General features: G+C 64.4%; 23 protein-coding genes. 7 read left to right on the forward strand and 16 right to left on the reverse strand.

The window, feature by feature from the left end; all coding sequences use genetic code 11:
• The first annotated feature begins 97 nt into the window (after positions 1–97).
• A complete protein-coding gene (locus K3756_RS14600) occupies positions 98–625 on the forward strand; it encodes a hypothetical protein (protein ID WP_259988636.1) in 528 nt (175 codons plus the stop codon).
• A gap of 3 nt (positions 626–628) precedes the next feature.
• Here K3756_RS14600 and K3756_RS14605 read toward each other — a convergent pair whose 3' ends face one another.
• The 6 genes from K3756_RS14605 to K3756_RS14630 form a co-directional block, all read right to left on the reverse strand.
• The gene (locus K3756_RS14605) at positions 629–1,165 is read right to left on the reverse strand and encodes a tetratricopeptide repeat protein (protein ID WP_259988638.1); all 537 of its coding nucleotides are present in this window, start codon (positions 1,163–1,165) and stop codon (positions 629–631) included.
• A gap of 58 nt (positions 1,166–1,223) precedes the next feature.
• Positions 1,224–2,012, reverse strand: coding sequence for an ABC transporter permease (locus tag K3756_RS14610; protein ID WP_259988640.1), 789 nt, complete (start codon positions 2,010–2,012; stop codon positions 1,224–1,226).
• Entirely contained in the window at positions 2,009–2,725 is a 717-nt protein-coding gene (locus tag K3756_RS14615; RefSeq protein WP_259988642.1) for an ABC transporter ATP-binding protein, read from the reverse strand. The genes K3756_RS14610 and K3756_RS14615 overlap by 4 nt, the downstream gene beginning before the upstream one ends.
• A complete protein-coding gene (locus K3756_RS14620; protein ID WP_259988644.1) occupies positions 2,722–3,153 on the reverse strand; it encodes a hypothetical protein in 432 nt (143 codons plus the stop codon). The genes K3756_RS14615 and K3756_RS14620 overlap by 4 nt, the downstream gene beginning before the upstream one ends.
• 70 nt (positions 3,154–3,223) lie before the next feature.
• Positions 3,224–4,180, reverse strand: coding sequence for a YVTN family beta-propeller repeat protein (locus K3756_RS14625; RefSeq protein ID WP_259988646.1), 957 nt, complete (start codon positions 4,178–4,180; stop codon positions 3,224–3,226).
• Positions 4,177–5,340, reverse strand: a complete 1,164-nt coding sequence (locus tag K3756_RS14630) for an ABC transporter substrate-binding protein (protein WP_259988648.1) — start codon at positions 5,338–5,340, stop codon at positions 4,177–4,179. Before K3756_RS14630 ends, K3756_RS14625 begins: the two co-directional genes overlap by 4 nt.
• A 179-nt stretch (positions 5,341–5,519) precedes the next feature.
• Here K3756_RS14630 and pedF point away from each other — a divergent pair, with 179 nt between their 5' ends.
• The 3 genes from pedF to K3756_RS14645 are packed head-to-tail and all read left to right on the forward strand — an operon-like array spanning position 5,520 to position 7,639.
• Complete coding sequence (gene pedF / locus K3756_RS14635) at positions 5,520–6,215, forward strand: cytochrome c-550 PedF (RefSeq protein WP_259988650.1); 696 nt, start codon at positions 5,520–5,522, stop codon at positions 6,213–6,215.
• A gap of 1 nt (position 6,216) precedes the next feature.
• Positions 6,217–7,122, forward strand: coding sequence for an ABC transporter substrate-binding protein (locus K3756_RS14640; RefSeq protein ID WP_259988652.1), 906 nt, complete (start codon positions 6,217–6,219; stop codon positions 7,120–7,122).
• 13 nt (positions 7,123–7,135) lie between these two features.
• The gene (locus tag K3756_RS14645; RefSeq protein ID WP_259988654.1) at positions 7,136–7,639 is read left to right on the forward strand and encodes a CoxG family protein; all 504 of its coding nucleotides are present in this window, start codon (positions 7,136–7,138) and stop codon (positions 7,637–7,639) included.
• A gap of 77 nt (positions 7,640–7,716) precedes the next feature.
• On the opposite strand, the gene K3756_RS14650 is transcribed toward K3756_RS14645, so the two are convergent.
• Together K3756_RS14650 and K3756_RS14655 are read right to left on the reverse strand one after the other, a co-directional pair.
• Positions 7,717–8,592, reverse strand: a complete 876-nt coding sequence (locus K3756_RS14650; RefSeq protein ID WP_259988656.1) for an FAD:protein FMN transferase — start codon at positions 8,590–8,592, stop codon at positions 7,717–7,719.
• Entirely contained in the window at positions 8,589–10,691 is a 2,103-nt protein-coding gene (locus tag K3756_RS14655; protein ID WP_259988658.1) for a 4Fe-4S binding protein, read from the reverse strand. Before K3756_RS14655 ends, K3756_RS14650 begins: the two co-directional genes overlap by 4 nt.
• Positions 10,692–10,904: 213 nt before the next feature.
• Between K3756_RS14655 and K3756_RS14660 the strand changes: the two genes are divergently transcribed.
• Positions 10,905–12,536, forward strand: coding sequence for an alpha-amylase family glycosyl hydrolase (locus tag K3756_RS14660; RefSeq protein ID WP_259988660.1), 1,632 nt, complete (start codon positions 10,905–10,907; stop codon positions 12,534–12,536).
• Between the two features lie 25 nt (positions 12,537–12,561).
• Here K3756_RS14660 and K3756_RS14665 read toward each other — a convergent pair whose 3' ends face one another.
• The 5 genes from K3756_RS14665 to K3756_RS14685 all read right to left on the reverse strand — a co-directional run bounded on the left by K3756_RS14665 (position 12,562) and on the right by K3756_RS14685 (position 17,661).
• A complete protein-coding gene (locus K3756_RS14665) occupies positions 12,562–13,473 on the reverse strand; it encodes a glucokinase (protein WP_259988661.1) in 912 nt (303 codons plus the stop codon).
• Positions 13,473–14,570 carry an ABC transporter ATP-binding protein gene (locus K3756_RS14670; RefSeq protein WP_259988662.1) on the reverse strand — a complete coding sequence of 366 codons (1,098 nt, stop codon included), beginning with the start codon at positions 14,568–14,570 and terminating at the stop codon, positions 13,473–13,475. The genes K3756_RS14665 and K3756_RS14670 overlap by 1 nt, the downstream gene beginning before the upstream one ends.
• Before the next feature lie 5 nt (positions 14,571–14,575).
• Positions 14,576–15,475, reverse strand: coding sequence for a carbohydrate ABC transporter permease (locus K3756_RS14675; RefSeq protein WP_259988663.1), 900 nt, complete (start codon positions 15,473–15,475; stop codon positions 14,576–14,578).
• Positions 15,468–16,340 carry a carbohydrate ABC transporter permease gene (locus K3756_RS14680; protein ID WP_259988664.1) on the reverse strand — a complete coding sequence of 291 codons (873 nt, stop codon included), beginning with the start codon at positions 16,338–16,340 and terminating at the stop codon, positions 15,468–15,470. The genes K3756_RS14675 and K3756_RS14680 overlap by 8 nt, the downstream gene beginning before the upstream one ends.
• A 79-nt stretch (positions 16,341–16,419) precedes the next feature.
• Positions 16,420–17,661, reverse strand: coding sequence for an ABC transporter substrate-binding protein (locus tag K3756_RS14685; protein WP_259988665.1), 1,242 nt, complete (start codon positions 17,659–17,661; stop codon positions 16,420–16,422).
• Positions 17,662–17,886: 225 nt separating this feature from the next.
• On the opposite strand from K3756_RS14685, the gene K3756_RS14690 reads away from it, so the two are divergent.
• Positions 17,887–18,618 (forward strand): response regulator transcription factor, encoded by a 732-nt coding sequence (locus tag K3756_RS14690; protein ID WP_259988666.1) that lies wholly within the window; start codon positions 17,887–17,889, stop codon positions 18,616–18,618.
• Positions 18,615–20,066 (forward strand): HAMP domain-containing sensor histidine kinase, encoded by a 1,452-nt coding sequence (locus K3756_RS14695; protein ID WP_259988667.1) that lies wholly within the window; start codon positions 18,615–18,617, stop codon positions 20,064–20,066. Before K3756_RS14690 ends, K3756_RS14695 begins: the two co-directional genes overlap by 4 nt.
• Here K3756_RS14695 and K3756_RS14700 read toward each other — a convergent pair.
• Genes K3756_RS14700 through K3756_RS14710 form a run of 3 tightly spaced genes read right to left on the reverse strand, consistent with a single transcriptional unit; the run spans position 20,063 to position 22,757 of the window.
• On the reverse strand, positions 20,063–20,734 hold the full coding sequence (locus K3756_RS14700) for an aspartate/glutamate racemase family protein (protein WP_259988668.1): 672 nt from the start codon (positions 20,732–20,734) through the stop codon (positions 20,063–20,065). The two genes, K3756_RS14695 and K3756_RS14700, sit on opposite strands and share 4 nt — an antisense overlap.
• Positions 20,731–22,047: a TRAP transporter large permease gene (locus K3756_RS14705; RefSeq protein WP_259988669.1), complete on the reverse strand. Its 1,317-nt coding sequence runs from the start codon at positions 22,045–22,047 to the stop codon at positions 20,731–20,733. Before K3756_RS14705 ends, K3756_RS14700 begins: the two co-directional genes overlap by 4 nt.
• On the reverse strand, positions 22,044–22,757 hold the full coding sequence (locus K3756_RS14710) for a TRAP transporter small permease (protein ID WP_259988670.1): 714 nt from the start codon (positions 22,755–22,757) through the stop codon (positions 22,044–22,046). Before K3756_RS14710 ends, K3756_RS14705 begins: the two co-directional genes overlap by 4 nt.
• Positions 22,758–22,772 lie beyond the last annotated feature (15 nt).

Below are 22,772 nucleotides of genomic sequence, written 5' to 3' on the forward strand. Positions count from 1 at the left end.
ATGGTCGTAAGACCCCGTGGCACGCACCGACACCAAAGTCGCACTGCGCCAAACGCGCCGAAACAGGTAGATTCGCAGGCAAAAGGGAGGGTGCGCGATGCGTGTGATCTTGGGCGCGATTGCCGTCGGCGCGATCGGTTTTGCGGCAGCTGCAGAGCAAACGAAGACCGTCAATCTCGAAGATGCCGAGGGCAACCGCATCGCGATTGCGACGCTGGATCTCGCGCCCGACGGCACCTACGCGGTCGAGATGAACGACACGGTTTTTGCCAACCATTTCCTGTCGATGCGTCCTTTCAAATGTCTCGAAGGGCCGTCCAAGAACTGGTGTCACGTCCCCTATCCCTATGACATCCGGCGCGACATCAGCGCCGATCTGACAGACCTCGAATACGACTTTCTGTTCGTGTGGAAGGGCGCCCGCGAATACGGCATAAACATGTGGAACGGTGTCTATTACCGCATCGTGCAGCAGGGCGATGCGTGGCACGGAACGCTACATGAGATGGACATGGATCTGCTGTCTGCGCCCCCTGCGGCGGGCAATCTTCGCCCCCTGCGCGCACAGGATATTTTGTCCAGCGACCCAGAGAGCCATTGGTTGCCCCGCCTGATCATCGAATAGGATTTAGAAAAGAGGCGCGTATTTCCAGTTGTCCGCGTCCGGCGTGATTTCATCCAGATCGTAGCCCGCACCCTGCAGACGTTGCGCGACTTTCAGACCGGCCTTTGCCGCCGCATCTACATACTGTCGGCCAAGCGCTTCGTCGCGGGCCACACCGTGGCCGCGCATCAGATCGACGCCGTAGTTGAACTGCCCCACCGGATCACCGGCATCGGCCGCCCGTTTGTCCCATTGCGCGGCCGCGTCTGGGTTGTAGTCACCCCCCAGCCCGTTGTTGTCGAGCTGCCCCATCCACGTCATCGCGCCGGTGTATCCGTCCCGCGCGCAGGCCTCGAAAATCTTGCGCGCGTTTTCGTGGTCGCCCGATTTGGTCATCATGTATCCGCTGGCGCACAGCGTCATCGACGTTTTGCCGCGCGCAATATCCTCCATCTGTCGACCCCAGGTCATTTCATCGGGGTTCAGCGTGCCGAACTGGGCCGGGTCTTCGGCATTTGCAACGGTCGCGGCGGATAGGATGAAAGGCAGAAGATGTCTCATAGCGGTTAACATAGCATGAACCGGGCGACACAGCACTGCCGCCATGGTCGTAGGCCGCCTAGCGCCGCCCGATACGGCCGCGCGCCGGATCATAGCCCCACAGGGCAAGAGCAGTGAAAACCCCGGCCGCCAGCACCGTCCAGGCAAGTGCTGCAAAATTGGTCTGGCCGTAGAGCGCGAAGCGGATAAGTTCGACCCCGTGGGTGAACGGGTTGACCGCGCAGATGGTGTACAAAAGCTCGGAGCTTCCGGCCATTTTCCACAGGGGATAGAGCGCCGAAGACAGAAAAAACATCGGGAAGATCACGAAGTTCATCACGCCCGCGAAGTTCTCCAACTGCTTGATCAGGCTCGACAACAACATCCCGAGCGCGCCCAGCATGAGCCCCGTGACGACAAGCGCGGGCAAAGCCGCGACATAGCCCAGCGCCGGCATGGTGATGCCGAAGGCCGCCGCGATGGCGAGAAAGGCATAGACCTGCAGGATCGAGATGGCAGTGGAGCCCAGAAGCTTGCACAGCAACAACCACCACCGCGGCAGCGGCGCGGTAAGCAGCAGCTTCATGGAGCCCATTTCACGGTCGTAGATCAGACTGAGAGACGACTGCATCCCGTTGAAAAGAAGGATCATTCCGCACAACCCGGGCACGATGTAGGTCTCGTAGGTGATGTAGGTCTGATAGGGCGGGATGATGCTGACCCCGAGTGCTGCGCGGAAACCTGCGGCGAAAACCAGCAACCACACGAGCGGCCGGACAAGCGCTGCGACAAAGCGTTCACGCTGGTGCACGAACCGCAGCGCTTCGCGCCAGATGATGGCGCGTGCGGAGGTCAGATAGGCGGTCATGCAGGGGCCTGTGTCAGGGTCAGGAAACGGTCCTGCAACGGCAGATCGGCCGCGATGTCGCGGGCAATGCCATCGGCGCGTATTTGCGCCCTGTGCAGGATCACAAGACGGTCATCGGGGTAGACTTCGTCGGTCAGGTGCGTGGCCCAGAGCACGCTGATGCCATCGTCGCTAAGCCCATGAACGTGCTTGGTAATTCCGTGTCGGGCTGCGGCGTCCAGACCGACCGTGGGTTCGTCGAGCAGCAGCACCCGGGGGCGGTGCAGGAGGGCGCGGGCGATTTCGGTGCGGCGGCGGTGGCCGCCGTTGAGGGTGCGGGCGGGTTCGTCGGCGCGCGCACGCATGTCGAGCCGGTCGAGCGCGGCGTCAATCGCGGCGCCCGCAGCCTTACCCGACATCCCGTGCAAGGCCGCGAAATAGCGCAGGTTCTGCCGTACGCTCAGGTCCAGATCCAGGGTGGATTGCTGGAACACGATACCCAGTTGCGCCAGTGCCGCGCGGGGGGTTTCGGACAGATCCTGCCCACCGATTTCGATGCGGCCCGCAGGCGCCACGAGCAGCCGTGTCAGCAGGTTGAAAAGCGTCGATTTGCCCGCCCCGTTCGGGCCAAGAAGAGCGCAGAAGCGGCCCGCCTCCACATCGAAGCTGACCCCGTCGAGCGCGCGTTTCGGCCCATAGGAATAAGACAGGTCAGAAACGCGCAATCCGGTCATTCAATAGTGATTTCAATGCGTTGTGTTTCACCGGTGGAGCCGGGTATCTTCATGTAGTAGCGCCCCGGCTTGATCGCGAGAAAGCCGATTTCCATTTCTCCGGCCTCGTCGAATTCAACACTGTCGAGCCCGAGGGGCCGGATTTCCAGACCCTCCACGACGATCTCGTCGATCCAGATGGCGCGGAAGAATTCGGGGCCGACGAGTGCCAGCTCCTGACTGCCGTCACCTTGAATTTCGAACTCGTAATAGGTGCCCGATTTCAGGGTCCAGGGCGCGTCCGAGATCGGCTCGCCTGCGGAAAGGATCAGGGGCGGCAGGTCTTGCTTGTTTTTGCCCGACAGGACGCCGGCCGCGCCGAAGCCGTGACCGTCGGCGACGGCCGGTGCCGCGGCAAGCGACGCGATGAGGATGAGGGATTTGAACATGGAAACTCCTGTAGAATTTGAGTGTCACACACTGTGCACCGGACGTACACAGGCTGTGCATACGATCCGGTTACGGGCGCAGGGCGGCCCCCCACGGAAAACGCCCGACCTTGATCGACTTGACCGCCTTGCGCGATGCCACATCGATGACGGTCACATCGCCGGAGACCCCGTTGGTGGTGTACAGCTGGCTGCGGTCCTCGTTGAAGGCCATGTGCCAGACGCGGCGGCCCACGAGGATGTAGTCTTCGACCTCGTAGGTGTCGGCGTTGACGACCGCCACGTGGTTCGAGGGGCCCAGCGCGACGAAGGCGTGCGTGTCACCGGGGGTGAATTCGAAACCGACGGGCTGCACGCGGTCGGGGTGCACGCCCTGCACTTCGAACGTGATTTTCGCCAGTTCGGCCTGATCGGCGACGTTGAACACCGTGAGCGTGCCGCCGATTTCGGAGCTGACCCACATCTGCGTGCCGTCCTTGGCAAATTCGGCGTGGCGCGGGCGGCTGTCGACCAGCGTGTTGGCAAAGAGTTCGTTGGTCGCGGTGTCGATCCAATGCGCCATGTTCGTCGTCTCGGAGGTGGTGATCGCGATCTTGCCGTCGGGCGACACGGCCATGCCTTCGGGTTCGACGCCCACGTCGATCTGGGCCACGACCTTGCGGGTCTGGGTGTTGACCACGGTGGTGATGGCGTCGTCTTCGTTGGCGATGAACAGGTGGATGTCGTCGGGGTGCAGCACGAATTGTTCAGGGTCTTCGCCCGAGGGCAGATCATGCAGGATCTTGCCGGTTTCGGGGTCCATCACCTGCACCGCGTCGCTGTCGGAGGCGCAGATATAGACGCGGCTGTAGTCCTTGGAAAAGGTGATGCCGCGGGGCCTTTCACCGGTCTCGTAGGTTTTGATGACCTCGAGCGTGTCGGTGTCGATGACGCTGACGGTGTCGTCCTTTTCGTTGGTGACCCAGATTTCACCGGCAGCCACCGGGCTGGTCAGCAGGGTCGTCAGGGCAAGGGCGGTGCGGATCATTTGTAGGCCTCGCAGGTGCTTTCGGGCCGGTCGAGACCCAGTGTGTCAAGTTCGTTGGTCTGGTGCAGGAACCCGTCGAGCGGCGCCTGCGCGACCAGCGCACGGGGGTGCGCCACGGCGATGGGTTGGCGCAGCTGACCGTTCCAGTCGCGGAAGGTCAACGGGCGGCCCTTGAACCCGGCCAGTTCAAAGGCGTCCGACAGGATATAGTCGCGCAGCGTGTCGGAATCGGCGGCGTTGGTGCGCGTGACCGCTTCGCCCAGGGTGCGCACGGCGGCCCATGCGGCATAGTCCTGTGGGCGCATCGGGCGGGCCGATTGATCGTTGAAGCGGCTTTGCAGTTGGGCGGCGCCCCATTGTTCGATCACCGGTGACCATGTGAGCGCCGACAGCCCTTCGGAGCCGGTGACGGGCCGTGCGTTCCACGTGTTATAAAGAATGTAGCGGCCGAAATCGTCGACTTCATCGGCCACGACAAGCGCGTCGTAATCGCCGAAGTCCTGTGTGAAAAGCGGCACTTCCTGCGCCGCGTTGCGCCGCATGTCCGCGTCAAAGGCCCATGTTTTTTCGCCCGACAGTTTCAGCCCAAATTTGCGCAGCGACGTCTTGATCGCCGCGGCATAGGCCAGATCGGCGGGATAGGTGCCGGTGATCATCACGATGTCCGACCAGCGTTTTTGCACAAACACCTGCGCCAGCGCGTCGGTGCGCATGGCCACCGAGGGCAGCGTGTGCAGAAGGTTCGCGCGGCAGTCGCCGTTGCGCAGCGCCGTGTCACCGGCGGACGTGTTGAACAGCAGCGCCTGTGCCGCTTCGGGCAGATCGGCGATGGCCAGTTGCACCGGTGCGGTAGCATCGAGCAGAAGATATGGCGTTTGCGCCAGCAGGTCGCGGGCGGCGGCGACGTGATCATCGCCCGCGTCGATCTGCGTTTCGATCAGCGTGTAGGACTGGCCCAGAAACTTGCCGGTCGTGTTGTTGTCGGCCAGCCCCAGCCGCGCGCCTGCCAGCCCGCGGTCTTCGGGCACGGGATCGAGGTTGGACAGTGTCGGGGGTGCCGGTTCGACGACTTTCAGATACCCGATCTGCAGCGTGGTTTCGGCGGTCGCGATCTGCGCCCAAGCCGCCAGAATGAGCCCCGCAAGTGACGCTTTGCGCATCGTGTACTCCCTTGTTCGGGCAAGCCTAGCGTGAGGGCCGCCCCCGTTCGAATACGACCATGGTCGGGGCTGATCGGGGGGGCATCGTGCCCAACCGCAACCAAAGTCCAATACCGCAAGCCCCCTGCCCTGATAGACATGGTTTCAATGATTGCACGCCTGTCCCGAGGAGAACAGACATGAGCACGCCCACCCGTTTTTGGACCCTTTTCGCGGCGAGTTTTGCCGCGGCCACATTGGTGCACGCCCACGGGGATGTGGCGCCACAGGCTGTCGATACCGCCGGATTGCCGCAGACCGGCGAGGAGTGGCTGATCGAGAACCCCTACCGGGCGGAGACGGCGGGCGAGGACGTGTGGCAAAAGGCCATCGAGATCGGTGCATCTGGCTACAACCAGAACTGCGCGCGGTGCCACGGGCTCGAGGTCGTCTCGGGCGGGTTGGCCCCCGATCTGCGGTATCTGGAGGCCGAGGAATACGGCGACGAGTGGTATGTGGAGCGGTTCCGCACCGGATACACCCAGAACGGCACCACCAAGATGCCCGCCTTCGGAGAGCTGTTGGGTCAGGATGCCGCCTGGGCCATCCGCACCTATATCGAGACGCGGCCCGATGGCGACATGATGGACGAAGTGTCGGGCGAGTTGAAGGACCTGCGCGATCAGTTGGAGGGCTATGCCGACGGGGCGGACGGGGCGGACCCCGATGCGCTGAAGGCGCGGCTCAGCGAGATTGCGGGCGGCATCGAAACCCTGTCGGGGGCTCCGGTGGCCGACAGCGTGGCCTACCGCGCCGCGCGGGTCATTGACGGGACGCCCGCGGGATATAAGACTGCGGCCGAAACCCTGACGATCGGTCTGTCCGCTGCGAATTGAGATGCGCCTTGCCACCTGCCTGATCCCCGCCCTTGCGGCGGGGCTGATCGCCCTGGGCGCGCCCGTGCGGGCGGCGGACCCCTGCGCCGATTACGTGCCACAGGACCGGCCCCAGAACGTGAGCCGTGACATCGTGGGCCAGGAGCTGGACCAGATCATCGAGCGCGGTCACATGCTGTTTGCCGTCTACGAGGATTATCCGCCCTATAGTTTCGAGCAGGCAGGCCAGCCCCGCGGTGTCGATGTCGAGATTGCCCGGCTGATTGCCGCGGATCTGGGTGTGGAGGCGCGGTTCAACTTTGTCGCCGCAGCCGAAAAGCTAGAGGCCGATCTGCGCAACAACGTCTGGAAAGGTCCGATCATCGGCGGGCGCGTGTCGAACGTGATGATGCGCGTGCCTTATGACAGCGCCTTCAAGTGCCGTGTGGAGCAGGTGGTTTTTACCGGCCAATATGCCGCCGAAAGCGTGGGGATTGCCTTTGACGCGGCGGTCTATGCGGACGAGAAACCGGTGCCCGCCTATTTCCGGTTCGACCCGGTGTCCGTGGAGAACGACAGCATTTCGGATTTCTATCTGTCAGGGTTCGCGGGCGGACAACTGGCGGGCAAGGTCAGCCGGTTCGACGACATGCAGGCCGCGATGGCGGCGCTGGCGACGGGCGAGGTCAAGGCGGCGATGGGCCCGCTGGGCCAGCTGGAGTACGGATTGCGCCCGGGCCTCGAGGTGCACCAGCCGCCTCTGGCCGGTTTTGCGGTGAGCCGCTGGACCCTCGGGCTCGCGGTGAATTTTCGCTACAGGCCGCTGGCCTATGCGGTGGATGACGCGGTCTATGCCGCCTTGCAGGACGGTCGGATCGCGGCCATCTATGCGCAATACGGTCTGACCCACCAGCCCCCTGAAAGATAATGAGGAGTGCGACATGAAACTGAGCGACACCAAGACGATCAATGCCGACCGCGAGACGGTCTATGCCGCCCTTCTGAGCCCGGAAGTGTTGAAGGAATGTGTGCCCGGGTGCCAGGACATGAGTGGGTCGCCCGAAGAAGGGTTCGAGGCCACCGTGGTCCAGAAGGTCGGCCCCGTGAAGGCCACCTTCAAGGGCGCGGTACAGCTGTCCGACATGACCGCCCCCGAGAGCCTGACCATCAGCGGCGAGGGCAAGGGCGGCGCGGCCGGTTTTGCCAAGGGCGGTGCCGATGTGCGGCTGGAGGCCGACGGGGCGCAGACCATTCTGCACTATGACGTGGAGGCCAAGGTCGGTGGCAAGCTGGCCCAGTTGGGCAGCCGCATCATCGACGGTTTTGCCAAGAAGATGGCTGACCAGTTTTTCACCAACTTCCAGGACGCCGTTGGCGCGCCTGTGGAGGGGGAAGAGGAAGACGCCGACGCACCCAAGAAAAAGGGCTGGTTCCGGCGCGGATGAGACTGCGGGAGGGGCGCTGCCCCGCCTGACCTGCGGTCCGGCCCCCCGGAGTTTTTCCGGCAAGATGAAGCGGCGTGTCAGAGTGTCGCCAGATCGCCCTGTGTGTCGATCAGCGTGACCCGGTGCAGGCCCAGTGCCGCCGCGGCGCGCGCGATGGCGGGTCTTTGCATCAGCACAAATGCGGTCGAGGCGGCATCTGCCACGGTGGCGGTGTCGGCTTCGACGCTGACCGTGGACCAGTGCGGGGTGGCGCGGGCGTGCAGGATATGGCCCTGCGGGCCCAGTGGTGTGGCCGCGGGGCTAGAGGTGGCGATGGCACGGTCCGTGAGGGTCCGGTGGCCCATGCTGCCCTGCAGCGGATCGTGCAGCCCCAGCCGGTAGGGACCACCCGTGGCGCGGTGTTCGCCCATGTTGACGAGGCAGTTCGTCAACCCGTGCGCCTGCAGGGTTTGCGTGACCAGATCGGTGGCGAACCCCTGTGCGATGCCGTTGAAGGTGAGCGCCTGTCCACGCCCCAGCGTGATCCGGTCGGCGCGGTGCACGACCCTGTGCCAGCCGATGGCCCTTCGGGCGGCCGCGGTATCGGCCCCCTGTGCGATGGCCTGCCACAGCGGTTGGACCGTGGGGTCGAAGTGCCCGTCCGTGGCGCGGTGCATCCGGTCTGCGTGGTCCATAAGGGCACCAAAGAGCGGACCGGGGGCATCGAGCTGGCCGGTGGCGTTGAGGCGGCGCAGATCGGAGCCAGAATCGTAGAGGTTGAACGCCGCCTCGACCGCGCGCAGCCGTGCGCGGGCGGCGGCCAGTGCGGGCGCGGCCATCGGCGCAGGTCCGGTGAGCGTGATCGCGACATCGGCGCCGAACGCGCGCCCGTGCCAGTGCTGCGCGTGCCCCGCGGCGGGTGCTGCGAGCGCGGCGGCGGTAATGGTCAGGAAGCGGCGGCGGGTCAACATCATTGCGCGGCCATCCCTTGCAGGCGCCGGTCCCGCCGCGCCGCGATGATCAGAGGCACGCATTTGTCCGCGTCATCGTGGATTGTCACGCAGTCAAGGCATTGGAAACATTCCGAATACTGGATTTCGCCGGTCTGTTTGATCGCGCCGTAAGCGCATTTGACCTTGCACAGCTGGCATGGGCTGCCGCAGGCGTCGCGCCGGTCGATCCATTTGCGGGTGCGGATCAGCCCGCCGATGGCCATGACCGCCCCCAGCGGGCAGACGTAGCGGCAAAAGCCCTTGAAAAGCACCATCGAGGCGAGCAGCAGCCCCACGGCATAGGCCACGTAGTACCATTCGCGGATGAAGAAGGTGGTGATGGCGGTCTTGAAGGGTTCGACCTCGATCGCCTTGTCAAGCCGTGCGGGGGCTGTCAGCAGCACCGCCAGCAGCCCGAAAAGTACGATGTATTTGAGCCACTTCAACCGGTCATCCCAGAGGGCGGAAGGCTCGATCTGGGGCAGCCGCAGCAGGCGGCCGATGTGGTGGGCAAATTCCTGCAGCGCGCCGAAGGGGCACAGCCAGCCGCAGAAAAGACCCCGCCCCCAGAGCACGAACCCCAGCAGGGTCACGCCCCAGATCGCGAGCGAAAACGGATCGTAGAGCAGGAAGGCGAAGGAGCCGCCGTCGAGGGCCGTGCGCACCACGCCCAGCGGCGTGGCGATGGACAGTTGCCCCTGCCCCCACCAGCCGATGAACCCCACCACGAAGGCCAGAATGCCCAGCCGGATCGGTGTGAAGTGCCGGTGTCCCGCCAGCCGGTTGAGCCGCAGCCCCAGAAGCGCCAGAAGCCCGGTGAGAAACACCCCCAGCACGATGAGATCGCCTTGTCGGCCGCGGACCGCTTCGAGCCATGCCGGCGCGGGGACGTAGACTTCGGGGCGTTTGAAAAAGCGTTGGTCGGTCACATGGGTTGCGGTCAGCTGGACCGAGCCGATTTGCGGCTGGAACACGCCGTGTTCGCGCAACGCCTTGATCTGGACCGTCCATTCGGCGGCGGGATCGAAGCCGAGCCGCCGGTCGGTGCGCAGGATCAGCGCGGTACCGTCGGCGACCGTGTCGGGGACGCCATCGGCCATTTCGACGTAGATGTCGGCGTCGCGCAGCGCCACGGGGAAGCCTGCCTGTTCGGCGGAGATCAGATCGGGGGCCGTGTTGCGGATAAAATCGTCGGTGACCAGCCCGTGCCGCGCCGTTTCGATGACGAGAATCGGTTCGTCGTTGTCGGAAATTTCCATGAAGTTGCGCAGCTCTTGCAGGCTGTCGTCGGAGAGCACGGCGCGGGCGATGGCGGGGGGGCCGATGTCGACGACGTAGAAATCTAGGTAGACCTCGTCGGGGTAATCTTGGGCCTCTGGGTCGTCGTCTTCCCACAGGGTGCCCGCGAATTCGGCGTTCATTTCGGAATTGAGCACGGTTTTGCGGGTCACCAGCCCCTGTGCCACCAGATCGTCCCATGTAAGATCCTCGTCAACGTCGGGATCGGGATAAGCGGGCGGGCCGGTGGAGATGCCGCTCATTTTCTCGCGCGCGACCTTGAGCGCGGCGGCCAGCAGGCTTTCGTGGGCGATGCGCACCGAGGCGGTCGCCTTGGTCACGCCGTCGAGGTAGACAAGCGCGCTGCCGTCGCTGCCGTCGCCGTAGGGGGTGCCGACGACGAGGCTGTCGGTGATGGAATGGCCGCGGTATTGCTCGAAGAACTTGTGGAACGGCGCCTGACCCAGACCGGAGACAAAGATCGGCTCATTGTGGCTGAGCAGTTGGACATCGAGAAAGCGGCCATCGAGATCGAGGGTCACGAGCATGTTGATGGGCGCGCCCGAAAACCCCGGCAGCGGCGCCATCGGTTCGGTTTCAAAGACATAACCCGCTTCGGCCCCACCGGAATTCAGCAGCTGCCAGACGCCGTCGTCGTTAAGCCGTTCACCCAGTTCCATCGGCGCGCGGATGTGGGGGGCGATGGCATCACGCGGCAGGACATCGGCCCACGCGGCGCAGATCCCGGCCAGGCCCAGACAGGTGGCCAGCCATAGCCGGAGGAAGAAATGCGCGCGCGTCATGTATCGGAGCCTATTGCGGCTATGCGCCCTGCCCTATGCGACCATCGTATGAGGCCGGTGGGCGGTGGCGCGCGCGGCGGGGCAGATGCGGCGCGATACCAAAACGTGGCTTGACTTGAGGGGGGTCGGTGGTGTGGATGGCACCGAACCGTTAGCGCTACCGCAACCGTTAGCGCTACCGCATCTGTAACCCTTCCCAGCCCGGAGGCCCCCATGACCGATCCCGCAGCACTCGATTCCAACTGGTGGCGCGGCGGTGTGATCTACCAGATCTATCCGCGCAGTTTTCAGGACAGCAACGCCGACGGGATCGGTGATTTGCCCGGTATCACCGCGCGGATGCCTTACATCGCCAGTCTGGGGATCGACGCGATCTGGATCTCGCCGTTCTTTACCTCGCCGATGAAGGATTTCGGCTATGACGTCAGCGACTATTGCGATGTCGATCCGATTTTCGGCACGCTGGCGGATTTCGACGCGCTGATCGCCGCGGCCCAGCAGCACGGCGTGAAGGTGATGATCGATGTGGTGCTGTCGCATACCTCGGACCGTCATCCATGGTTCATCAAAAGCCGCGAGGAGCCGGATGGCCCGATGGGCGACTGGTATGTCTGGGCCGATGCCAAGCCGGACGGGACCGCGCCCAACAACTGGCTGTCGTTCTTCGGCGGCCCCGCATGGCAATGGGACAGCAACCGCGAGCAGTACTACTTGCACAATTTTCTCAGCGCGCAGCCCGATCTGAATCTGCACAACACGGAGGTGCAAGACGCGCTTTTGGAGGTGTTGCGTTTCTGGCTGGACCGGGGTGTGCGCGGTTTTCGCATGGACACCGTGAACTTCCTGTTTGCGGACAAGGCGTTGCGCGACAACCCCCCGCTGCCGCCGGAAGAGCGCAATTCGGTGCTCGCGCCGCGGGTGAACCCCTATAACCACCAGGACCACGTGTATTCAAAGAACCAGCCCGAAACGCTGGAGTTTTTGAGCAAGGTGCGCATGTTGATGGAGGAATATGACGCCACCACGACATTGGGCGAGATCGGGGATGCCACGGAAGGATTGCCGCTGCTGGGCGAATATACCCGCGGGACCGACAGGTTGCACCAGTGCTATGCGTTCGAGTTTCTCGCGGCGGAACCGCTGGTGGCGGGCCGCGTGGCCGAGGTGCTGCACGAGCTGGACCGGGTCGCCAGCGGCGGGTGGGCGGCCTGGGCGTTTTCCAACCACGACGTGATGCGGCATGCGACCCGCTGGGGGCTGACGCCAGCGGCGCAGCGGCTGTATGCGACGCTGATGATGTGTCTGCCCGGATCGGCGGTGCTGTATCAGGGCGAGGAATTGGGGCTGGAGGAAGACGCGCTGGCCTATGAGGATCTGCAGGACCCTTACGGCCGCGAATTCTGGCCGCAGTACAAGGGCCGCGACGGGTGCCGCACGCCGATGGTCTGGCAGGCCGACACCCAGAATGCAGGTTTCAGCGAGGCCGCCCCGTGGTTGCCCGTGGGTTCGGAAAACCAGTCCCGCGCGGTGGACGTGCAGGAAGCAGACCCCGGTGCGCAGCTGCACCACTACCGGCGTGCCATCGCCCTGCGAAAGGCTCATCCGGCGCTGCGCGGCGGCACGATCAGCGATGTCTGTGCCGAGGGGGATGTGCTGCATTTCCGGCGCAGCGCGGGTGACGAGACGCTGTTTTGCGCCTTCAACATGTCCGACACCCCGTCAACGCACGCCTTTCCCGACGGCGCGTGGGATATCGTCGGTCAGGATGTCGGCAGCGCGGCGGAGGCCGTGGACGGTGGTCTGCATCTGGGGCCGTGGCAGGTGTGTCTGGCGCGCAGGGTCTAGGCTCCGCGCCGGCCGCCCCCCTGCTTCAGGCCATGGAGAACCGCGCCACCCCGTGCAGGGCGGCCAGATCGTCGTCGATGATGTGGATGGGAATGTCCGCGTGGCGGATCAGAGCGCAGGGTTCGCGCAGCACCGCGATGACCTTGTCCGAGGCCTTGGACAGCACCGCGCGTGACACGCTGCCCGCGAAATAAAAGCCGCCTTTGGGCATGTAGGACATCGTGAGATCGCGCAGTTGCCAGCCCATAAGCGTGGCGTAGTGATCGACCGCGGCGGTGATTTCGGCGTCGGTGCCATAGGCCGCAATCGCCACTTCGCCGCCCAGATCGGGCCGCCCCGTGGCCATGCGGCAGAACCCGGCAAAGCCGCGCCCCGAAAACAGGTGTTCGACCGTGCGCATGCTGCCCGGATCGCCGACGCCCTGCATCGCGTCCAACACGTAGGACGACAGGCCGATATGCCCGCCCTCGACCGAAGGGCAAAAGACATGATCGCCAAAATGCATGACCGGGCTGACGTTGAACCCGGTGCCGATACCGACCACCAGCGATTGGGGATGTGCCGGATGGGGCCCCGCGCCCGCGTGGATCAGCTTGAGCTGCGTGTCGCCCAGACCCGGCACCGCATAGCCCAGCGCCGTCAGGTCGTTCATCAGCGTGACATCGGCCACGCCGAAATGGGCGGCGAAGGCCGCGGCATCCACGAACCAGTCGCGGTTGGTCAGCCGCGCGGTTTCGCCATCGGTCGGCCCCGCCATGGCAATGACCATGTCGTCGATACGGGTTTCGGGATGGGCGGCCACATAGGTTTCGATCACATCGCGCAGATGCCCGAAGTCATCGTTGCGGTGCGATTTGATCGTGTCCTTGTGGACGGTTCCATCGCGGGTGAGGGCCACACGCGTGTTGGTCCCCCCCACATCGGCAACTAGACGCATCAGTTCAGTCGGGCTCCCGTCCCAGGCTCGAAGTAGGACACCTTGCCCAGATCGAAGGCAAGGCGCTGTTCGACGCCCGGTCGGGCCGTTGTTTCGGCGTGCAGGCGTGCTGTGACGCTCTTACCACCCAGTTGCATGACTGCAAAGGTGTCAGCGCCCGCAGGCTCCACAATATCGATCACGCAGGACGCTTCTTGCGGGTCCTTGCCCGCCTGACGGGCCGCATCGGCGATGTCTTCGGGGCGCACGCCCATGATGACGTCGTGCGGCAGGTCGGTGTTGTTGGTATCCTTGAGCACCAGCGGCGTGCCGTCCTTGCGGGCGATTTCGATCTGCGTGCCGGTGCCGTTCGACGTGGCCTTGGCCGGGATCAGGTTCATCGCGGGGCTGCCCATGAAGTCGGCCACGAACAGGTTGGCGGGCGTGTTGTAGATTTCCGCCGGGGTGCCGATCTGCTGGATGATGCCGCCCTTCATCACGACGATCTTGGTCGCCAGCGTCATCGCTTCGATCTGGTCGTGCGTGACATAGACCATGGAGGCGCCCAGGCGCTGGTGCAGGGCCTTGATCTCGGTGCGCATTTCGACCCGAAGCTTGGCATCGAGGTTCGAGAGCGGCTCGTCAAAGAGGAACAGCTTGGGATCGCGCACGAGCGCGCGGCCCATCGCGACCCGCTGGCGTTGCCCGCCCGACAGCTGGCCCGGTTTGCGGTTCAACAGCGGCTCGATCTGCAACTGGGCGGCGACCTCGCGCAGCTTGGCCTCCTGCGTGGCGGCATCGACGCCGCGCACCTTCATGCCGAAGGTGATGTTCTTGGCCACCGTCATCGTGGGGTAGAGCGCGTAGGACTGGAACACCATGGCGATGTCGCGGTCCTTGGGGCTGACGGAGGTCATGTTGCGCCCGCCGATGTGCAGATCGCCCCCCGTGATCGGCTCCAGCCCCGCGATGCAGTTGAGCAGGGTCGACTTGCCGCAGCCCGATGGGCCGACGAGCACCAGAAAGTCGCCTTCGTCGATCGACACGTTGATGTCCTTGAGCACTTCGGTCGCGCCGTAGTTCTTGTAGAGGTTGTTGATTTCGAGAATGGGTGCCATGTCGGTTATCCTTTCACCGAACCTGCGGTCAGACCGCGAATGAAGTATTTGCCCGCCACGACATAGACCAGCAGCGTGGGCAAGGCGGCGATGATGGCGGCGGCCATGTCGACGTTGTATTCCTTCACCCCGGTGGTCGAGTTGACGATGTTGTTGAGTGCGACCGTCACCGGTTGCGTGCCTGCCTGGCTGAACGAGACCCCGAAGAGGAAGTCGTTCCAGATCTGGGTGAACTGCCAGATGACGGCGACCACGATGATCGGCAGCGACAGCGGCAGGAAGATCGACCAGAAGATCCGGAAGAACCCTGCCCCGTCGACCTTGGCCGCCTTGGTCAGCTCGGCCGGGATGGTGACGTAGTAGTTGCGGAAAAACAGGGTGGTAAAGCCCAGACCGTAGATCACGTGCACGAAGATCAGACCCGGAATGGTGCCCGCGATGCCCAAGATCCCCAGCGTGCGTGCCATCGGCAGCAACACCACCTGAAACGGGATGAAGCAGCCAAAAAGCATCAGCGCAAACAGCATGTTGGAGCCTTTGAAGCGCCACTGCGCCAGCACGTAGCCATTCATCGCGCCCAGCAGGGTCGAGATGGCCACCGCCGGGATGGCCAGCTGCACGGAGTTCCAGAAATAGGGCCGCACCCCTTCGCATTGCACGCCGGTACAGGCCGAGGACCACGCGGTGCGCCACGCATCGAAGGTGACCTCGCGCGGCAGCGCCATCAGATCGCCGGTGCGGATTTCGTCGAGGCTTTTGAGCGAGGTGGTCACCATCACGAACAGCGGCATCAGGTAGGCCAGCACGAAGAACGCCAGCATCAGGTAGAGCCCGATGCGCAGGGCGAGTTTGCCGTAGTTCACGCGCGGGCGGTCCAGTGCGGGATTGGCTGCAAAATCAGTCATCTTTCGCCCTCAGTTCGGAATAAAGGTAGGGAACGACGATTGCGAAGACGACCATCATCATGACCATGGCCGAACTGGCCGCCTGCCCGATGTCACCGCGCGAAAATGCCATGGTGTACATGTAGGTCGCAGGCAGGTCGGTGGCGTAGCCCGGTCCGCCGCCCGTCAGCGCGATCACCAGATCGAAGCTCTTGATGGCGAGGTGGGCCAGCACGATGAAGGCCGACAGGAATATGGGCGCCATCGAGGGGATGATGATGGCGGTATAGACGCGCCATGTGGGAATGCCGTCGACCTGTGCCGCGCGGATGATTTCGGTGTCCACCGAGCGCAGGCCCGCCAGAAACAGCGCCATCACGAAGCCCGAGCTTTGCCAGACGGCGGCGATCAGCACGGTATAGATCGCCATGTCGGGATTGATGAGCCAGTCGAATTTGAAATTCTCGAACCCCCAGCCCTGCACGGTGGCCTCGATCCCCAGACCGGGGTTGAGGATCCATTTCCACGCGGTCCCGGTCACGATCATCGAAAGCGCCATGGGGTAGAGATAGACGGTGCGGATGAAGCCTTCGGTGCGGATGTTCTGGTCCAGCAGGATCGCGAGACCCAGCCCCAGCAGCATGGCAATGACGATGAAGAGCGCCCCGAACAGGAACAGGTTGTCCATTGCCGTGTCCCAGCGGGGCGAGGCAAAGAGGCGTTTGTACTGGATAATGCCTTCGATGTCGTATTTCGGCAGCAGGCGGGATTTCGTCAGCGACACCCATGCCGTCCAGCCGATAAAGCCGTAGACGAACACGAGAATTGCGATGAAGGAAGGCGCCAGCACCATCTTTGGCATGTGGTCGGAGAGCCACTTGGTCATCGGATGCGTCCTTTGGATGAGGTGGTCCGCCCCCTGTCGGAGGTGACGGGGACGGACCGGTCTGTGATCGCGCGGTGCCTCAGAGGCTGTTGGCGATCGCGTTTGCCAACTGCTCGACCGCTTCTTGCGAGGTCATGTCGGAGTTGAAGTGCGCGGTCACCACGTCGGTGATGGCCCCCGCCTGCGCGCCGTAGAGCGCCATGCCGTGGGCATAGCTGGGCAGCAGCGAGCCGCCTTCGGAGGTCGACGCCATGTCGGCGGCGGATGTTTTCGCGCATTGGTCGAAGTCATCCAGTGCCACGTCGGTGCGCGCGGGGATTGAGCCCTTGTTCAGGTTGAACGTCTTTTGGAAGTTTTCGCCCATCACCAGTTTGGCGAGCAGGTTCTGGCCCTCTTCTTTTTCGGCGCCGTCCACGTCGAACATCGCAAAGCTGTCGACGTTATAGAGGAAGCCGTCGCCGGGGGTGGACGCGCAGAGGAAATCTTCGCCCGGTGCTTTGCCCGCCGCGAGGAATTCGCCCTTGGCCCAGTCGCCCATAATCTGGAACGCCGCTTCGCCGTTCATGACCATCGCGGTGGCGAGGTTCCAGTCGCGGCCCGAGAAGTTGTCATCGACATAGCCGCGCATGGTGCGCATCTGGTCGAACACGGCGATCATGGTGTCGGATTTCAGCGCTTCTGGGTCCAGATCGACCAGCGCCTGCTGGTAGAAATCCGCGCCCCCGACACCGAGCAGGACCGTTTCGAACACGGTAGCATCCTGCCAGGCCTGACCGCCGTGGGCCAGCGGGATGATCCCTGCGGCTTGCAGCTTTTCGGCGGCGGCGTTGAATTCATCCCAGCTGGTGGGCATGTCGATGCCGTTGGCTTCGAGGATTTCGGCGTTGGCCCAGATCCAGTCGACGCGGTGCACATTGACGGGGGCGGCACACCACGTGCCTTCGCATTTCATGTGACCCGCGATGGAGGCGGGCAGAAGCGCGTCCCAGTTGTTTTCCTCGGCCACTTTGGAGATGTCGGCCAGCGCGCCTTCTTCGTACCATTCCTGAATGGCGGGGCCTTTGATCTGGGCCGCGGCGGGCGCGTTGCCTGCCAGCACACGGGCACGCAGCGCCGTTCCGGCCGCGTCACCGCCGCCGCCTGCGACGGGCATGTCCGTCCAGACGCCGCCGTTGGATTTGAATTCTTCCTGCAGCACGGCCACGGATTTGGCTTCGCCGCCCGATGTCCAGTAGTGCAGCACCTCGGCCGAGGGTTCGGCGTGCGCTGCGGTCGCGGCCAGCGTCATTGCGGCGGCCACTTTGAATGCGAAATGTTTCATGTGTCGGTTCCTCCCGTTGGGGCGCGTCATGGTGCGCGCCGATGGGCAGAGTGTTGGTTTATGCAACCCGGCCATGCAACGCCTGCATGGGTCGGTTTGGCCGGCCGGCACCAGTTTTTGCCCCCGTCCGTTACACGATGTTACGCAAGCATGGATTCTGTTGCACCTTGTTACAATGCTGCAAAACTGGGAGACAGTTCAGGCGCAATCGGGGAGGAGCGTGCCGTGGCAATTCCACGCATACTGGTGGTCGATGACGACGTGGAAATGCGCCGCATGATGACCCAGTTTCTGCAGCAGAACGGATCCATCGCCCTGCCCGCGGGATCGGGGGCGGAGGTCATGCGCCATCTTGACGGGGGCCGCATCGATCTCATTCTGCTCGATGTGATGCTGGGCGATGAAAGCGGGTTGGAGATTTGCGCCACCCTGCGCCGCGATCAGGACGTGCCGGTGATCATGATCTCGGCGCTGTCAGCGGATCACCAGCGCATGGCGGGCTATGAAGTCGGGGCGGATGATTACATCGCCAAGCCGTTCAATCCCCAGCTGTTGCTGGCCCGTGTGAAGGCGGTGCTGTCGCGCGCGCGGCGGTCGTCGTCGCTGGTGCACCGTCGCAAGACCAAGGTTTTCGGCTTCAACGGCTGGACCTATGATGCCAAGCGCGACGAGGTGCTGTCGCCCGCGGGGGTGCAGGTGGCGTTGTCGCGGCGCGAGACCGCGTTGTTACAGGCGTTGCTGGCCAATCCGTTCATTCCGCTGACCCGCGAAGAGATCGCCGCCGCGCTCGACGTGGACGGAACCGGCGGTGATGACGCCACGGGCCGCGCCATTGACGTGCTGGTGGGCCGGTTGCGCGGCAAGATCGAGGCCAACCCGAAGGCGCCCCGGATGCTGCGCACCGAGCGCGGTGTCGGATATGTGTTTGCCGTGGACGTGAGCGCGCGCGACGCATGAGCGTGCGGATCGCCACTTTGGGCCGCCAGATGGTGCTGCTGATTGCGGGGGCCGTGGCGGTGGGCCTGTGCGCCGCGTGGGTCTGGGCGCAGTCGGGCGCGGCGTGGCGCGCGCATCAGGCGCAGGCCTATCAGGCGGGGCTGCTGACTTATCCCGCGTTGCAGAACGGCGCCGATGCCGCCGCCGGAATGGCGCTGCGCCCGCTGTCGGTTGTCGATCAGGCGATGGCAAACCAGGGTGCGTTCGAGCGGTTATCGGGGATGCCGCGGCCCGCCTTGGTGACCACGGTGCCGATCCGCGGGGCGCAGGGGCTGGGCCGCGGCGGGCGGCCCGTGACTTTTGTGGTGGTGTCGTCGCGCCTGCGCTACAGGGTGGCCGATCTGCCAAACCGCGCAGGTCAGACCCCCGCCGAAACAACCGCCGCGCTGTTTCGGTTGCTGGCGTCCTATTGCGCCGATCCTGTCGTGCTGGCGCATGTGGCCGACGAACCGTGGGTGGTGGTGGAGGGAGATGCCGTGTGGGGCTGTGCCGCGCGGCCCGCCGACAGGCGTTTGCTGACGGTGGTGCTGGCGATCCTCGCGCTGGCGGTGCTGGTGACGCTGGGCCTGAACACGGCGGGGTATTTCAGCGAGTTTGCCCAGACCCTGCGCGCCCGCCGCCCGATGGGCGGGCCACAAAGCTATCAGACCCGCGGGCCCGCCGAGTTGCAGGATGTGGTGGCGGCGGTGAACGACTATCTGAGCCACGAGCGCCAGCAGTTGCAGCAAAGGGCCGCCGTGCTGTCGGGGGTCAGCCATGATCTGGGCACCCCCGCCACGCGGCTGCGGCTGCGCACGGCGCTGATCGGCGACGATGATCTGCGCGACAAGCTGGAGGGTGACATCGACAGCATGACCGGCATGATCGAAAGCGTGCTGACCTATACGCGCGCGGAGCTGAATTCGGAAGTGCCGCGCCAGTTGTCGTTGCGCTCGCTGATCGAGGCGATCGTGTCGGATTACGAGGACACGGGCCGCGCGGTGCGTTTTGGCGGTGTGCAGGCGGTGCGGATGAGCCAGACCGCGTCTGTTTTCGGTCTGGGCGGCAGTGACCGCGTCTTGCCCGCCGACGGGCAGATCATCGTCACCGCGCGGCCTGTGTCACTCGAGCGGGCGGTGTGCAACCTGATCGACAACGCGCTGAAATACGGCCGCCGCGCCACTGTGATGCTGGAGGTGGCCGCCGAAAGTGCGACCATCATCGTCGAGGACGAGGGCTCCGACACGGCCGCCAAGGACATCGAGGCGCTGATTGCGCCGTTCCAGCGGGGCGACAACACCATGGCCATCGAGGGCTACGGTCTGGGCCTGACCATCGTGGGGGCGATTGCCAAGCTGCACGGCGGCGACCTGAGCTTTGCCGACAGCGCAAGGGGGCTGAGCGCGCGGCTGCGCATCGCGCGCAGCTAGGCCAGAAACCGCGGTTTGACCGTGCCGGGGCGTGCCCGTTCGATGCAGGTCAGAACATCGGTCACCGCCAGCCCGAAGGTGGCCCGTAGTGCGGGGGCATAGGGTGGCAGGTTCGTACATTCCAGCAGGATATGGCGGTGTGCCACGGGGTCGACATGTGTCTGCAGCAGGCCGACGAGATCCTGCGTCGCCCGTGCCGTATCAAGCGTATCGCTGTCCCCTTCGATAACGCGGCGCAGGTGCATGTCAGGCGGCAGTCCGCAGATCGAGCCTGCGAAATCGGCGTGCTGTCCGAGGTGCGCCGCCCCCAGCCGTGCGGCGTCAAAGGTGACGATGAGCACTTCGGACGGGGTGAAAAACTGTGCCAGATCGTCGAGCGCGGAGAGGGCCGAGGCGATGAACGGGCGGTCCGTCTGCGCGGCAAGGTGATCCTGCCACGGTGCGAGAAAGCCGCAGGAGGTCACGACCAGATCGCCGTGCGCCTGTGCCAGTGCGTCTTGAAAGGGGGTGATGTCGATGTCCTGCGGCCGGTCGGTCACGATGCCCGCGACACCGGCGCCCGGCACGCGGATGATCTGCGGCACTTCGAGATAGCTGTGGGGGGATCCCACGTCTCCGGCCACGCGCGGAAAGTGCGTATCCAGTTGCAGGACCGTGAGCGCGGTCATTGGGCGGTCTGCGCGGCGCTGATCTTGTCCGGCAGCCACGTCGCCAGTTCGGGGAAGGCCACGAGGATCACCACCATCAGCAGCATCAGCCCCACCATCGGCAGCGCGACTTTGGAGATGTAGCCGATTTCGTGGCGTGTCATGCCCTGCAGCACGAACAGGTTGAACCCGATGGGCGGTGTGACCTGTGCCATTTCGACCACCACCACGATGAAGATGCCGAACCAGATCACGTCGATGCCCGCCTGCCGGACCATCGGTTCGACAATCGCCATCGTCAGCACCACCGAGGAAATCCCGTCGAGGAACATGCCCAGAATGATATAGAACACCGTCAGCGCCGCGATCAGCGTGATCGGCGACAGCTGCATCTGGTCGATCCAAGCAGCCAGCGCCCGCGGCAGGCCGGTAAAGCCCATCGACAGCGACAGGAATGCCGCCCCCATCAGGATGAGCGCGATCATCGCGGAGGTGCGGGTGGCGCCCATCAGGCTTTCGAAGAAGGTGCCCATGGTGAGCGAGCGTTGGAAGGCCGCGAGCGTCAGCGCGCCCAGCACCCCGACGGCGGCCGCTTCGGTCGCGGTGGCCCAGCCGAAGTACATCGATCCGATCACGGCAAACACCAGACAGAGCACGGGGATGAGAAAGCGGCTTTCGGCGAGCATGTGGCGCAGACCCATCGACGGCTCCGGCGGGGGGCGTTCGCCGGGCCGGAAGAAGTGCCATGCCACGATGTAGGACATGAAAAGCCCCGCCAGCACGAGGCCGGGGATGATGCCGGCCATGAACAGCTTGATGATGCTTTCGTTGATCGACACGCCGTAGACGATGAGCGTGAGCGAGGGTGGGATCATCAGCCCCAGCGTGGCCGCCCCCGCCAGCGTGCCGATGATCATGTATTCGGGATAGTCCCGCGCGCGCAGTTCGGGGATCGACATCTTGCCCACGGTGGTCAGGGTCGCAGCCGAGGAGCCCGACACGGCGGCGAAGATCGTGCAGCCCGCGATATTGGTGTGCAGCAGCCCGCCCGGCAGGAACCGCATCCACGGCGCAAGACCGCGGAACATGTCCTGGGACAATCGCGTGCGGTAGAGGATTTCGCCCATCCAGATGAACAGCGGCAGTGCGGTGAGTGTCCAGCTGCTCGACGAGGTCCAGATGGTCGTGATCATGGCATCGCCTGCGGGACGGGTGGTGAAAAGCTCCATGCCCACCCAGGCCACGCCCATCAGCGCCAGCCCGATCCAGATGGACGAGCCCAGCAGCGTGAACAGCACAAACAGAAAGACGATCGTTGCGTAGGCTTCGGTCATTCGACGGCCTCGGACTTGATGGGGTTCTCACCCGTGAGAATGGTGCGGTAGAGCGTATCCCACAGCGCGATGGCCAGCAGCACAGCGCCCGCCGACATCGCAAGCTGCGGCACCCAGACGGGTGTATAGATCAGATCGGACGAGGCGTTGGACATCGCGCTGCCCCAGTCGCCCAGCGGCGTGGCGGGCAGGCTCAGCAGCGTGACGACCCATTCGGGGATCTGGTCCTGCCCCTGTGTGCGGTCGTTGAGCATTTCCGAGAAGGCATTCGTCTTGATCGCGTAGCGGGCAAAGTAGGTGGCGATCACGGCGGCGCAGAACACCGCCAGCAGATCAAGCCAGCGCCGGGTGAACCGGGTCGCGTTCAGCAGGATCGACACGCGGATGTGTGCCCCGCGTGTCAGCGCATGGGCCAGCGCGAAGAAAGAGGTCGCGGCCATGGCGTAGCCCGCGAATTCGGTGGTGCCCGGCACGGCCACGTTGGTCCAGCGGGCGACCATCTGCACCACGATCAGGCCAAGGATCGTCACCATGAAACACGCCGCAATCGCGCCGGAGGTGAAATAGACACCGTCCAGCAGCCGCCAGACGGGCCGCAACAGGCGTTGCAGCCGCGGCCCCGCGATAAAGCACACGAGCGCAAAGCCCGTGGGCAGCGCAAACAGCCACACCCAGAGCGGCAATCCCAAAACGGGTGACCAATCGCGCATTCTGCGCCCCCTTCG

It is taken from the genome of Sulfitobacter sp. S190 (genome assembly GCF_025141935.1).
Classification (GTDB): Bacteria; Pseudomonadota; Alphaproteobacteria; order Rhodobacterales; family Rhodobacteraceae; genus Sulfitobacter.

Coding starts and splice junctions, on each gene's coding strand:
- K3756_RS14600 (WP_259988636.1), top strand. CDS start 98: ATGCGTGTGATCTTGGGCGCGATTGCCGTCGGCGCGATCGGTTTTGCG.
- K3756_RS14605 (WP_259988638.1), bottom strand. CDS start 1,165: ATGAGACATCTTCTGCCTTTCATCCTATCCGCCGCGACCGTTGCAAAT.
- K3756_RS14610 (WP_259988640.1), bottom strand. CDS start 2,012: ATGACCGCCTATCTGACCTCCGCACGCGCCATCATCTGGCGCGAAGCG.
- K3756_RS14615 (WP_259988642.1), bottom strand. CDS start 2,725: ATGACCGGATTGCGCGTTTCTGACCTGTCTTATTCCTATGGGCCGAAA.
- K3756_RS14620 (WP_259988644.1), bottom strand. CDS start 3,153: ATGTTCAAATCCCTCATCCTCATCGCGTCGCTTGCCGCGGCACCGGCC.
- K3756_RS14625 (WP_259988646.1), bottom strand. CDS start 4,180: ATGATCCGCACCGCCCTTGCCCTGACGACCCTGCTGACCAGCCCGGTG.
- K3756_RS14630 (WP_259988648.1), bottom strand. CDS start 5,340: ATGCGCAAAGCGTCACTTGCGGGGCTCATTCTGGCGGCTTGGGCGCAG.
- pedF (WP_259988650.1), top strand. CDS start 5,520: ATGAGCACGCCCACCCGTTTTTGGACCCTTTTCGCGGCGAGTTTTGCC.
- K3756_RS14640 (WP_259988652.1), top strand. CDS start 6,217: ATGCGCCTTGCCACCTGCCTGATCCCCGCCCTTGCGGCGGGGCTGATC.
- K3756_RS14645 (WP_259988654.1), top strand. CDS start 7,136: ATGAAACTGAGCGACACCAAGACGATCAATGCCGACCGCGAGACGGTC.
- K3756_RS14650 (WP_259988656.1), bottom strand. CDS start 8,592: ATGATGTTGACCCGCCGCCGCTTCCTGACCATTACCGCCGCCGCGCTC.
- K3756_RS14655 (WP_259988658.1), bottom strand. CDS start 10,691: ATGACGCGCGCGCATTTCTTCCTCCGGCTATGGCTGGCCACCTGTCTG.
- K3756_RS14660 (WP_259988660.1), top strand. CDS start 10,905: ATGACCGATCCCGCAGCACTCGATTCCAACTGGTGGCGCGGCGGTGTG.
- K3756_RS14665 (WP_259988661.1), bottom strand. CDS start 13,473: ATGCGTCTAGTTGCCGATGTGGGGGGGACCAACACGCGTGTGGCCCTC.
- K3756_RS14670 (WP_259988662.1), bottom strand. CDS start 14,570: ATGGCACCCATTCTCGAAATCAACAACCTCTACAAGAACTACGGCGCG.
- K3756_RS14675 (WP_259988663.1), bottom strand. CDS start 15,475: ATGACTGATTTTGCAGCCAATCCCGCACTGGACCGCCCGCGCGTGAAC.
- K3756_RS14680 (WP_259988664.1), bottom strand. CDS start 16,340: ATGACCAAGTGGCTCTCCGACCACATGCCAAAGATGGTGCTGGCGCCT.
- K3756_RS14685 (WP_259988665.1), bottom strand. CDS start 17,661: ATGAAACATTTCGCATTCAAAGTGGCCGCCGCAATGACGCTGGCCGCG.
- K3756_RS14695 (WP_259988667.1), top strand. CDS start 18,615: ATGAGCGTGCGGATCGCCACTTTGGGCCGCCAGATGGTGCTGCTGATT.
- K3756_RS14700 (WP_259988668.1), bottom strand. CDS start 20,734: ATGACCGCGCTCACGGTCCTGCAACTGGATACGCACTTTCCGCGCGTG.
- K3756_RS14705 (WP_259988669.1), bottom strand. CDS start 22,047: ATGACCGAAGCCTACGCAACGATCGTCTTTCTGTTTGTGCTGTTCACG.
- K3756_RS14710 (WP_259988670.1), bottom strand. CDS start 22,757: ATGCGCGATTGGTCACCCGTTTTGGGATTGCCGCTCTGGGTGTGGCTG.